10 protein-coding genes are annotated in these 11,327 nt (G+C 70.1%); 6 read left to right on the top strand and 4 right to left on the bottom strand.

Annotated elements, in window-relative coordinates; translation table 11 throughout:
• Nucleotides 1-57: 57 nt before the first annotated feature.
• Nucleotides 58-1,419, bottom strand: a complete 1,362-nt coding sequence (gene glnA, locus ACFU8Q_RS33135; protein ID WP_384461293.1) for a type I glutamate--ammonia ligase — start codon at nt 1,417-1,419, stop codon at nt 58-60.
• 258 nt (nt 1,420-1,677) lie between these two features.
• On the opposite strand from glnA, the gene ACFU8Q_RS33130 reads away from it, so the two are divergent.
• From ACFU8Q_RS33130 to ACFU8Q_RS33105, 6 genes are all read left to right on the top strand, one after another.
• Entirely contained in the window at nt 1,678-2,355 is a 678-nt protein-coding gene (locus ACFU8Q_RS33130; RefSeq protein WP_384461290.1) for a DUF3105 domain-containing protein, read from the top strand.
• A gap of 5 nt (nt 2,356-2,360) precedes the next feature.
• A complete protein-coding gene (locus ACFU8Q_RS33125) occupies nt 2,361-3,092 on the top strand; it encodes a DUF305 domain-containing protein (protein ID WP_384461287.1) in 732 nt (243 codons plus the stop codon).
• A 127-nt stretch (nt 3,093-3,219) separates the two neighbouring features.
• Entirely contained in the window at nt 3,220-3,645 is a 426-nt protein-coding gene (locus ACFU8Q_RS33120; protein WP_384461284.1) for a CBS domain-containing protein, read from the top strand.
• Between the two features lie 147 nt (nt 3,646-3,792).
• Complete coding sequence (locus ACFU8Q_RS33115; RefSeq protein WP_384461281.1) at nt 3,793-3,963, top strand: hypothetical protein; 171 nt, start codon at nt 3,793-3,795, stop codon at nt 3,961-3,963.
• Between the two features lie 64 nt (nt 3,964-4,027).
• Nucleotides 4,028-5,809 (top strand): multicopper oxidase family protein, encoded by a 1,782-nt coding sequence (locus ACFU8Q_RS33110; RefSeq protein ID WP_384461278.1) that lies wholly within the window; start codon nt 4,028-4,030, stop codon nt 5,807-5,809.
• Between the two features lie 77 nt (nt 5,810-5,886).
• Entirely contained in the window at nt 5,887-7,641 is a 1,755-nt protein-coding gene (locus ACFU8Q_RS33105) for an NAD+ synthase (RefSeq protein ID WP_384461275.1), read from the top strand.
• A 143-nt stretch (nt 7,642-7,784) separates the two neighbouring features.
• Here ACFU8Q_RS33105 and ACFU8Q_RS33100 read toward each other — a convergent pair whose 3' ends face one another.
• The 3 genes from ACFU8Q_RS33100 to ACFU8Q_RS33090 all read right to left on the bottom strand — a co-directional run bounded on the left by ACFU8Q_RS33100 (nt 7,785) and on the right by ACFU8Q_RS33090 (nt 11,252).
• The gene (locus ACFU8Q_RS33100) at nt 7,785-9,005 is read right to left on the bottom strand and encodes an MFS transporter (protein ID WP_384461272.1); all 1,221 of its coding nucleotides are present in this window, start codon (nt 9,003-9,005) and stop codon (nt 7,785-7,787) included.
• A gap of 196 nt (nt 9,006-9,201) precedes the next feature.
• Entirely contained in the window at nt 9,202-10,233 is a 1,032-nt protein-coding gene (locus ACFU8Q_RS33095) for an endonuclease/exonuclease/phosphatase family protein (protein WP_384461270.1), read from the bottom strand.
• 350 nt (nt 10,234-10,583) lie between these two features.
• Complete coding sequence (locus ACFU8Q_RS33090; protein ID WP_384461267.1) at nt 10,584-11,252, bottom strand: TetR/AcrR family transcriptional regulator; 669 nt, start codon at nt 11,250-11,252, stop codon at nt 10,584-10,586.
• Nucleotides 11,253-11,327 lie beyond the last annotated feature (75 nt).

The following is an 11,327-nucleotide window of genomic DNA, read 5'->3' as shown; positions in this document are numbered from 1 at the left end:
GTGCGACACCGTCGGCCCCAAGCCACGCATAAGCGATCCAACAGCGCTGACCTGCGATTACAGCACCGGCAGCAGGGCCTTCAGCTCGAAGGCCGTGACCTCGGAGCGGTACTCCTCCCACTCCTGCTTCTTGTTGCGCAGGAAGAAGTCGAAGACGTGCTCGCCGAGCGTCTCGGCGACCAGTTCGCTCTTCTCCATCAGGGAGATCGCCTCGCCCAGGTTCTGCGGCAGCGGCTCGATGCCCATCGCGCGGCGTTCCGCGTCGGACAGCGCCCAGACGTCGTCGTCGGCGCCGGCCGGGAGTTCGTAGCCCTCCTCTATGCCCTTGAGGCCCGCGGCGAGCAGCACCGCGTACGTCAGGTAGGGGTTGGCGCCGGAGTCGATGGAGCGGACCTCCACGCGGGCGGAGCCGGTCTTGCCGGGCTTGTACATGGGTACGCGGATGAGCGCGGAGCGGTTGTTGTGGCCCCAGCAGATGTACGAGGGGGCCTCGCCGCCGGCGCCCGCGGCGCGGGAGGAGCCACCCCAGATGCGCTTGTAGGAGTTGACCCACTGGTTGGTCACGGCGGAGATCTCCGCGGCGTGGGTGAGCAGGCCGGCGATGAAGGAGCGGCCGACCTTGGACAGCTGGTACTCGGCGCCCGATTCGTAGAAGGCATTGCGGTCGCCCTCGAAGAGGGAGAGGTGGGTGTGCATGCCGGAGCCGGGGTGCTCGGAGAACGGCTTCGGCATGAACGTCGCCTGCACGCCCTGCTCCAGCGCGACCTGCTTCATCACCAGGCGGAAGGTCATGATGTTGTCGGCCGTGGAGAGCGCGTCCGCGTACCGCAGGTCGATCTCCTGTTGGCCGGGGGCGCCCTCGTGGTGGCTGAACTCGACCGAGATGCCCATCGATTCGAGCATGGTGATCGCCTGGCGGCGGAAGTCCATGCCGACGTTCTGCGGGGTGTGGTCGAAGTAACCGGAGCTGTCGGCGGGGGTGGGGCGGCTGCCGTCGACCGGCTTGTCCTTCAGCAGGAAGAACTCGATCTCCGGGTGCGTGTAGAAGGTGAAGCCCAGGTCGGAGGTCTTGGCGAGGATGCGCTTGAGGACATAGCGCGGGTCGGCGAAGGACGGCGAGCCGTCGGGCATCAGGATGTCGCAGAACATCCGGGCCGTGCCCGGGGCCTCCGCGCGCCACGGCAGGATCTGGAACGTGCCCGGGTCCGGCTTGGCGATCATGTCGGACTCGTACACCCGGGCGAAGCCCTCGATGGCGGAGCCGTCGAAGCCGATGCCCTCGTCAAAGGCCTGTTCCAGCTCGGCGGGGGCCACGGCAACGGACTTGAGGTAGCCGAGGACATCGGTGAACCACAGCCGTACGAAGCGGATGTCGCGTTCCTCAAGCGTTCTGAGGACGAATTCCTGCTGCTTGTCCATAGCCACATCCTTGCAGTTCAGACGGTCCATGCACCACCGCCCGGGGTAAGGGAGGAGCTCCAGTATCACGACCCCGGATTTCACCCAGATTACGCACACGACGTGAGATGGAGCACCCGGCCACCCACTACGATCGGCGCCCATGGTGCGCAAGGGAACGGAGCGGTTTCGCGACGGTCCGGCGCGCGCCTGTTCCTCCGACCTCGTTCCCGACCGCTTCTTGTCCATCCTCTCCCTTTCGCAGAAGGACCTGACGACATGAGCTTCGACCGCAGGGCCCGTATAGAGCACATGCGCAACGCCGACCGCGCGCGTGAGCGCCGCAACCGTGTCCTGGCCATAAGCCTGAGCGTCCTCGTCGTCGCGGGTCTGGTCGGTTTCGGCTCGTACCTGGTGCTGGACAAGTCCGAGGCCTCGGAGAAGAAGCGGGACGCCCAGGCGCAGGACGCCAAGGCGCCCGGGACGGACCCGAAGAAGTCGGCCGACGGGCCGATCGCCGGGCTGAAGACGTGGGACGCGAAGACGCTGACCCGCAACCACGTCACCACGCCGGTCACGTACCCGATGAAGCCCCCGGTCGGCGGTGACCACAACCCCGTGTGGATGAACTGCGACGGCGAGGTGTACAAGAAGGCGATCCCCGACGTGAACGCCGTGCACTCGCTGGAGCACGGATCGGTGTGGGTGACGTACACGGACAAGGCCTCGGACGCCGATGTGGCGAAGCTCGCCGAGCGCGTCGGCAGGACGCCGTACACGCTGATGAGCCCGTACGAGGGCCAGGCCGGGACGATCATGCTGAGCGCCTGGGGCAATCAGGTGACGGTGGACGGCGCCGACGACCCGCGGGTCGACCGGTTCTTCGCCAAGTTCGTGCAGGGACCGCAGACGCCCGAGCCGGGTGCGGCGTGCACGGGCGGACTGGGGGCCCAGTGACGGCGGTGACACGCGACCGGCGCATCCAGTGGGTGGCCGGCTCCGCCGTCGCGCTCGCGCTGCTGTTCGCGGGGGTGGCGACGGTCGCCTCCGCGCGGGGCGACGGCGGGGGCGAGGGCACGGACCGTGCCGCAGCGTCCGCCCCGCGCACGCCCGCGGTGGATTCCGCGGACGCCGGTTTCGCCCGCGACATGGCGGTCCACCATCAGCAGGCCGTGGAGATGTCGTTCCTCGTGCGTGACCGTACGCGGGACGAGGAGGTACGCCGCCTCGCGTACGACATCGCCAACACGCAGGCCAACCAGCGGGGCATGATGCTCGGCTGGCTGGACCTGTGGGAACTGCCGAAGGCCACCTCTCAGGAGCCGATGGCCTGGATGGCGGGCGGGCACGAGGGCCACGACATGGCGGGCATGGACGGCATGGCGGGCATGGACGGGACGGCGGGGCCGGGATCCCGGTACCGGGCCCATGACGGCTCCCTGATGCCCGGCATGGCCACCAGGACCGAGCTGGACCGGCTCCGCGCGGCGAGCGGCAGGAAGGCCGAGGTCCTGTACCTCCAGCTGATGACCGACCACCACAAGGGCGGCATCGGCATGGCCCGCGGCTGCGCCCGGCTGTGCACGGTGAAGGTGGAGAAGCGTCTCGCCCAGGGAATGGTCGAGGCCCAGCAGTCCGAGCTGGACGTGATGGCCGACATGCTGGCGGCACGAGGGGCGAAGCCCCGGTCCTGAAAGATTCCCGCCGAGCCGCACATGCACCCGAACGGGTGATAGCGGTCGCGTACGCCGAACGGGCCCATGACGATGGGTTCGCTCGGGGTCGTACAGCATGCCCACCGGCACGCAGGAGGAATCCCTCATGACCACCGCCAAGGACATCATGCACACCGGGGCCACCTGGATCCCCGCACACGAGACACTCGACCGCGCCGCGCAGCTGATGCGCGACCACAAGGTGGGCGCGCTGCCCATCTCCGCCGAAGGCGAGCAGGACCGGATGATCGGCATCCTCACGGACCGCGACATCGTGGTCGGCTGTGTGGCGAGGGGGCATGACCCGTCGAAGATGACCGCGGGCGACCTCGCCCACGGCACCCCTCGCTGGATCGACTCGGGCGCGGACGTGGAGATGGTTCTGGAGGAGATGCAGACCCATCGGATCCGTCGGCTTCCGGTGGTCGAGAACAAGAAGCTGATCGGCATGATCAGCGAAGCCGACCTGGCGCAGCACCTCACCGACGAGCAGATCGCCTGCTGGGTGGAGAAGGTCTACGCCCCCAGCTGACCGGCTCGCGAACACCCGGATCGATGGCCCGGTACCCCTTGCACGAGGGGTACCGGGTGCTGTTCCGTGCGCCCTGTAGACCCCGATAGAGCTGCGGAGATACGTTTCCGCGCGCGCCCCGTACCCAGCGGGGGTAGGGTGCTCGACATGACCCTGAGTAGATGTGCGACGTACGGACAGTTGTTCCTGTTCGTTGCGCTCCTCATCGGGATCGTCCACCTCCTCGGGGGTGGCGCGGCGCGGGTGTCGCCGGTGCCGGTGCCGGGTCTCCGGCCGGGCCGGGGAGACCGTGCCCTGTTGTCGGTGCTGTGCATATAGGAGGGGCGCCTCCCCCTCCCCCAGCAGACCGAAATACCGACAACACCCCGAGGTGCTCTCCGTCATGCGCACTCCACCCACCCGACGCGCCGTGCTCGGCGCCGCTGTCGCCACTGCCGGTACGGCGGTTCTGGCATCCTGCTCCGGCGATTCCGACACGGGCCGCAGCGGTACGAAGTCCGGCGGTACGAACTCCGGCAGCCCGAACGCCGGCGGTGCGAACCACGGGACCGCTCCCCGCGGGAAGTCCGGGGGCGAGTACGTCTCCCCCGACGGGGAGGAGGTCGCCGCGGCCGAGGCCAGGCGGGCCTCCGGCCCCGTACGGAAGATCGACCTCACGGCCACCCCGGCCCGACTGGATCTGGGCGACGGGCTCGTCGTCGGCTCATGGGCCTACGAAGCCCGGCTGCCCGGCCCGGAACTGCGGCTCACGGTGGGCGACGTCGTCGCGCTCAAGCTCGCCAATCACCTTCCGGCGGCGACCACCCTGCACTGGCACGGGCTCAACGTGCGCAACGACATGGACGGCGTACCCGTCCTGACCCAGAGGCCCATCAAGCCGGGCGCGGAATACGCGTACCGCTTCAAGGTGCCGCACCCGGGGACGTACTGGTTCCATCCGCACACGGGCGTCCAGCAGGATCGTGGCCTGTACGCGCCGCTGATCGTCGAGGACCCGAAGGAGCCGCTCAAGTACGACAAGGAGTGGGTCGTCGTCCTCGACGACTGGGTCGACGGGGTGGGCGGCTCCACTCCCGACGAGGTGCTCGACGAGCTCAGCGGGGGCAGGGGCGGCATGGACCACGGCGAGATGGACCACGGCGGGATGGACCACGGCGGGATGGACCACGGCGGGATGGACCACGGCGGTCCGGGCGACGACGGGATGGACGACAAGAACGATCCGGGGGGCAGTGGGCACGGTGGGTCCCCCAAAGACCCCAAGGGCCCCCGAACCCCCAAGCGACGCTCGGGCCCCTCGCGGATCATGAAGAATTCCTACAGCGAACTGCTCGAAAGCCACGGGGGCAATGTCGACTACCCCTACTACCTGATCAACGGTCGCGTACCGAAGTCCCCCACGTCGTTCACCGCCAAGCCCGGCGACCGTATCCGGCTGCGCATCATCAACGCGGGCGGGGACACCGCTTTCCGTGTCGCGCTCGGCGGTCACCGGATGACGATCACGCACACCGACGGCTACCCCGTCCGGCACACCACGACGGACGCCCTGCTGCTGGGCATGGGCGAGCGGTACGACGTGGTGGTGACCGCCGGGGACGGAGTGTTCCCGCTGACCGCGGTCGCCGAGGGCAAGCGGGCGTCGGCGCTGGCCCTGCTCCGTACCGGAAAGGGCACGGCACCCACCGCCTCCGTACGGCCGAAGGAGCTGGACGGAAAGCTGGTGGAGGCGTTCGACCTGTCGCCGGACGAATCCGTGGCGCTGTCCGTCCGCAAGGCCGACCGGACCCTGCGGTTCAAGCTGACCGGCAGCATGAGCGCGTACGACTGGGCCTTCGACCGCAAGCCGTACAACCCAGGACAGCGCCATCCGGTCAGGGCGGGCGAGCGGGTCAGGCTGGAGTTCTACAACGTCACGTCGATGTGGCACCCCGTCCATCTGCACGGACACTCGTTCGGCCTGGTGGGACGGGCCGGGCCGGAGCACCGGGCCTCCCGGCGGGGGCAGGCCGCGTGGGCGCGCAAGGACACCGTGATCGTCCGGCCGCACAGTTCAATGGCCGTCGAGTTCAACGCGGACAACCCGGGTCTGTGGATGCTCCACTGCCACAACATCTACCACTCGGACGTGGGCATGATGACGGTCCTCGGCTACCGCCGCTGACCCGTTCCTGGCGGGCGGCCCGGCAATCGCGCGGCCCGCCAGGACATCGCGTCAGTCAGACGATTACACTGGTCCGCGTGCCTCAACTACGCCTCGCACTGAATCAGATCGACTCGACCGTCGGTGATCTCCCCGGCAACGCCGAGGCGATCGTCCACTGGACCCGGCACTCCGCCGAACAGGGCGCCCATCTGGTGGCGTTCCCCGAGATGATGCTGACCGGCTACCCCGTCGAGGACCTGGCTCTGCGGTCGTCCTTCGTCGAGGCCTCGCGTCAGGCGCTGCGCGCGCTCGCCGCCCGCCTCGACGCGGAGGGCTTCGGGGAGCTGCCGGTCGTCGTCGGCTTCCTCGACCGTTCCGAGACGGCCCAGCCGCGCTACGGACAGCCCGCCGGCGCCCCGCAGAACGCCGCCGCGGTGCTGCACCGCGGGCAGGTCGCGCTGACCTTCGCCAAGCACCACCTCCCCAATTACGGCGTGTTCGACGAGTTCCGGTACTTCGTACCGGGCGACTCGATGCCGGTCATCCGGGTCCACGGCGTCGACGTGGCGCTCGCGATCTGCGAGGACCTCTGGCAGGACGGCGGCCGGGTGCCGGCCGCGCGGGCGGCCGGTGCCGGGCTGCTGCTGTCGATCAACGCCTCGCCGTACGAGCGGGACAAGGACGACACCCGGCTCGAACTGGTCCGCAAGCGCGCCCAGGAGGCCGGCTGCACCACCGCGTACCTGGCGATGATCGGCGGCCAGGACGAGCTGGTCTTCGACGGCGACTCGATCGTCGTCGACCGGGACGGCGAAGTGATCGCCCGCGCCCCGCAGTTCGCCGAGGGCTGCGTCGTACTCGACCTGGACCTGCCGGCCGCCTCGGCCGTGGCCCCGTCCGGGGTCGTGAACGACGGGCTGCGGATCGACCGCGTGGTGCTCTCCGAGGAGCCCCTGGCGCCGTACGAGGCGGAGCTGGCCGGCGGTTACGCGGAACGGCTCGACGACGACGAGGAGCTGTACTCGGCGCTGGTCGTGGGACTGCGCGCGTACGCCGCCAAGAACGGCTTCAGCAGTGTGCTGATCGGGCTCTCCGGCGGGATCGACTCGGCGCTGGTCGCGGCCATCGCCTGCGACGCGCTGGGGGCGCAGAACGTGTACGGCATCTCGATGCCGTCGAAGTACTCCTCGGACCACTCCAAGGGCGACGCGGCCGAGCTGGCCCGCCGTACCGGGCTGAACTTCCGCACCGTACCGATCGAGCCGATGTTCGACGCGTACATGGGCTCGCTGGGGCTCACCGGCCTCGCCGAGGAGAACCTCCAGTCGCGGCTGCGCGGCACGATGCTGATGGCCGTCTCCAACCAGGAGGGCCAGATCGTCCTCGCTCCGGGCAACAAGTCCGAGCTGGCGGTCGGCTACTCGACGCTGTACGGCGACTCGGTCGGCGCGTACGGGCCGATCAAGGACGTCTACAAGACGTCGATCTTCCGCCTCGCGAAGTGGCGCAACCGCGCCGCCGAGGAGCGCGGGCAGACCCCGCCGATCCCGGAGGCGTCCATCACCAAGCCGCCCAGCGCCGAGCTGCGCCCGGGACAGGTCGACACGGACTCGCTGCCCGACTACGACGTACTGGACCGGATCCTGGAGCTGTACGTCGACCAGGACCAGGGGCTGGACGAGATCGTCGCGGCCGGGTTCGACGCGGCGCTGGTGGCGAAGACGCTGCGGATGGTGGACACGGCGGAGTACAAGCGGCGGCAGTACCCGCCGGGCACGAAGATCTCCCCGAAGGGCTTCGGCAAGGACCGCCGGCTGCCGATCACCAATCGGTGGCGCGAGTCGAGCTGAGCGGTTGTCCGTAGCGCGAATCGGCCTGATGAACGGATATCGGTGGCACGCGTCGGTCCGACCGGTCGGCCACCGGGGGGTCCGCGGCCGGTTCGTCCTCCGCCGCCGGACGGGCCTGCTGTGGCGTGCCGGCGCTTCGCGCTTCAGTACGCGTCCGCCCCGGTCTCGTCCCGCGCGGGCCGCGCATCCGCACGGGCCACCACCCTCGACGCCCCCGGCGCGCGCTCCCGGTCCAGTACGCCCGCCGTGATCGCCACCGCGAGTCCGGCGACCGCCAGGACCGCGCCGACCGGGGCCGGGGAGGTCCACCCCCAGCCCGCCGCGATCGCCGTGCCGCCCAGCCACGCACCGCCCGCGTTGGCGAGGTTGAACGCGGAGTGGTTGGAGGCGGACGCCAGGGTCGGAGCGGCCTTGGCCTTGTTCATGACCAGCATCTGGAGCGGGGTGGTCGTCATGAAGCCGACCCCACCGAGCAGCACCACCATCACGAGCGCCGCCCACCGCGCGTGCACGGCGAACGGGAAGACGGCCAGGACGACGGCGAGCGCGCCGAGCGACCCGTACAGCGTCGGCCGCAGCGCCCGGTCCGTGAGCGGGCCCGCCGCGAGTGCGCCGAGGGTCATGCCGATGCCGAAGAGCGCGAGCACCGGCGTCACCGCGGACTCACCGAAACCCATCGCCTCGGTCGTCATGGCCGAGAGGTAGGAGTACACGGCGAAGACTCCGGCGAAGCCGAAGACGGCGGTGAGCAGGCCGAGCAGCACCTGCCGGTTGCCGAGGGCGCGCAGTTCGCGGCCCAGGCCCTGGTGGGCGTCGACGGGTACGTGCGGCACGAGCCGGGCGAGCGCCGCCATCGCGCAGAGCCCGATCGCCGCGACGACCAGGAACGTGGCCCGCCAGCCGAGGTGCTGGCCGAGCAGGGTGGCCGCCGGGACACCGACGACGTTGGCGACGGTGAGGCCGAGGAACATGGTCGCCACGGCCCGCGCCCGGCGCCCCTCGGAGACCAGTTGGGCGGCGACGACCGCGCCGACGCCGAAGAACGCCCCGTGCGGCAGGCCGGCGAGGAATCGGCCGCCGAGCAGCCAGCCGAAGCCGGGGGCGAACGCGGAGGCGAGGTTGCCGACGGTGAAGAGGGCCATCAGCAGCAGAAGCATCCGCTTGCGCGGGATCCGGGAGCCGACGGCGGTGAGCAGCGGGGCCCCGACGACGACGCCTATCGCGTACGCCGAGACGAGGTGGCCGGCGGTGGGTACGGAGGTGCCCAGATCGTCCGCGACATTGGGCAGCAGGCCCATCATCACGAACTCCGTGGTACCGATGCCGAAGGCGCTCACAGCGAGTGCGAGCAGGGCCAGGGGCATGAAGAGAAACCTTTCCGCAGGGAAGCCGCCGTCCGCCCCGGCCGGGCATGGCCGACCGGTGGGGCGGGAAGCGCAGGAGGGAACCGGGGCGTGGCGGCGCGCGGCCGGTCCGGCTCCCTCGCCGGATCATCCTTGGTTCCCGATCGGAACAAATTCTCTCAGACGGCTTGTTCCCGCGGGTGAACGGACCGTTTCGTCAGAGTTCCACGCGCGCGGCGATCGGAAGGTGGTCGCTGTCCGTCGCCGGGAGTGTCCACGACGACATCGGTTCGACGCCCTTCACCAAGATCTGGTCGATCCGTGCCATCGGGAACGAGGCCGGCCAGCTGAAGCCGAAGCCGTCGCCGGCCGCGCCCTGGGTGGACCGCATCTGCGAGGTGACCGCGTTGAGCGAGCGGTCGTTCATCGTGCCGTTGAGGTCACCGAGCAGGATCACCTTGCCGAGCCGTTCGTCGGCGATGGCCTCGCCCAGGGCGTCGGCGCTGTCGTCGCGCTGGTTGGCGGTGAATCCGGCGTGCAGCTTGACGCGCACGGACGGCAGGTGGGCCACATAGACGGCGACCTCGCCCTCGGGCGTCCTCACCGTGGAGCGCATCGCCCGGGTCCAGCCCATCTTGATGTCGACCGGCCGGGTGCTGCTCATCGGGTACTTGCTCCACAGGCCGACGGTCCCCTGCACCGAGTGGTACGGGAAGCGGTCGGCGAGCGCCGCCTTGTACGTCGACACCTGGTCGCTCGGCAGCTCCTCCAGAGCGACGATGTCGGCCCCGGAGCCCGCGACCTGCCGGGCGGTGCCCGCGGGATCGGGGTTGTCCGCGTTGACGTTGTGGGTGGCCACGGTCAGGTCCCCGCCGCTGCCCGACTTGTCGGAGAGCATCAGCCCGCCGAAGAGGTTGAGCCAGACCGCGACCGGCAGCAGCAGGGCGATCAGCGCGGTCGCCGAGCGGCGTACCAGGCCCAGGATCAGCAGCAGCGGGACGAATACGCCGATCCACGGCAGGAACGTCTCGGTGAGGCTGCCCAGGTTGCCGATGATGTTCGGGATCTCCGCGTGGAAGACCATCACGAGGGTGAGGAGGACCGCGCAGACGGCGAGGACGATTCCGCGCCGCCAGATGCCCTTGTCACGGATCCGTCTGTCGAGCAGGCTCCGAAAGCGGGATCCGGACCCGGTGCTCTGCGACTCCGCACGGTCGTTCCCGGTGTCCGGTTCGTACGCCTGCACCATCGCGCTGTCCTCACTGCCTTGCCTTGCATGTCGCCGCGCCCTCGACCCTAGGCGATGGGCGGCGTGATTCCCGTCGTCCACGACGGCCGTACTGTCACGAGGACGACGGGCGGGGTCCGGCGGGTTCCGGAGGGAGGGATCTGCGGGGGCTTGTGACAGAACGATCACACTCGAGCGGGTCCGGGCGGGTCAGCCCTCGGCGGTGAGCGGGCGGGGCAGCCGTTCGCGATGAGCCGGGCAGGGCAGTCGTTCGCGATGAGCCGGGCAGCTCAGCCGTTCGCGATGAGCCGGGCAGGGCAGTCGTTCGCGATGAGCCGGGCAGCTCAGCCGTTCGCGGTGAGCCGCGCAGGTCAGCCGCCCGTGGCGGGCCGGGGGGCGAGGCCCTCCGTCAGCGCCTGGATGATGCGGTCCGCGAGGTCCTCGGGCAGCGGCGCGTCGGGGCGGTGGATGGTGCGTACGAGCATGGGCCCCAGGAACAGGTCGTCCATCAGTTCCACGTCCAGGTCGCCGCGGAGCTCGCCCGCGTCGACCGCCCGCTGCACGGCGGCCAGCATGGCGACGCGGCGGGGGGCGATGACGGTGCAGTGGTACTCGGTCCACAGCTTGGGGTGGCTCTTCATCTGTGCGAAGACGTTGTGGAGCAGGACGGAGGAGCGCTGGGCGAGGCCGCGCCGGCGCAACGACTCCAGCAGTAGTCGCAGGTCGTCGAGCCCGGCGGTGCCGGAGACCGTGGGTTCCGGAGGTTCGATGTCGCGCAGAACGTCGACGAAGAGTTCCTCCTTGCCGCTCCACCGCCGATAGATGGTCGCCTTGCCGACCCCGGCGGTACGGGCGATGCGCTCGATGGACAGGCCGGCGAGGGGCTCACCGGCCTCCAGCAGTTCGACGACGGCGTCCAGGATCGCCCGCTCGGCCGCCGCGCTGCGCGGCCGGCCCCTCCGCGGTTCCGCATCCTGCCGGACCGGGCGCTTCCGGTTCTGCGCCTGCGCCTCTACCTGCGCCTCTTCCTCTGCCTGCACGTGAATCCACCTCTCGCCGCACCACGCGCCACCCGCCCTTCGATTCTCGCCGACGGCGGCGGTGCCTCTGTGGGC

The sequence above is a fragment of the Streptomyces sp. NPDC057543 genome, assembly GCF_042801895.1.
Taxonomy (GTDB): Bacteria; Actinomycetota; Actinomycetes; order Streptomycetales; family Streptomycetaceae; genus Streptomyces.
This window is presented reverse-complemented; position numbering and strand designations above follow the sequence as displayed.

Bases quoted from the DNA above. Each gene is read 5' to 3' on its own strand.
- glnA (WP_384461293.1), bottom strand. From the start codon at position 1,419: ATGGACAAGCAGCAGGAATTCGTCCTCAGAACGCTTGAGGAACGCGAC.
- ACFU8Q_RS33130 (WP_384461290.1), top strand. From the start codon at position 1,678: ATGAGCTTCGACCGCAGGGCCCGTATAGAGCACATGCGCAACGCCGAC.
- ACFU8Q_RS33120 (WP_384461284.1), top strand. From the start codon at position 3,220: ATGACCACCGCCAAGGACATCATGCACACCGGGGCCACCTGGATCCCC.
- ACFU8Q_RS33115 (WP_384461281.1), top strand. From the start codon at position 3,793: ATGACCCTGAGTAGATGTGCGACGTACGGACAGTTGTTCCTGTTCGTT.
- ACFU8Q_RS33110 (WP_384461278.1), top strand. From the start codon at position 4,028: ATGCGCACTCCACCCACCCGACGCGCCGTGCTCGGCGCCGCTGTCGCC.
- ACFU8Q_RS33100 (WP_384461272.1), bottom strand. From the start codon at position 9,005: ATGCCCCTGGCCCTGCTCGCACTCGCTGTGAGCGCCTTCGGCATCGGT.
- ACFU8Q_RS33095 (WP_384461270.1), bottom strand. From the start codon at position 10,233: ATGGTGCAGGCGTACGAACCGGACACCGGGAACGACCGTGCGGAGTCG.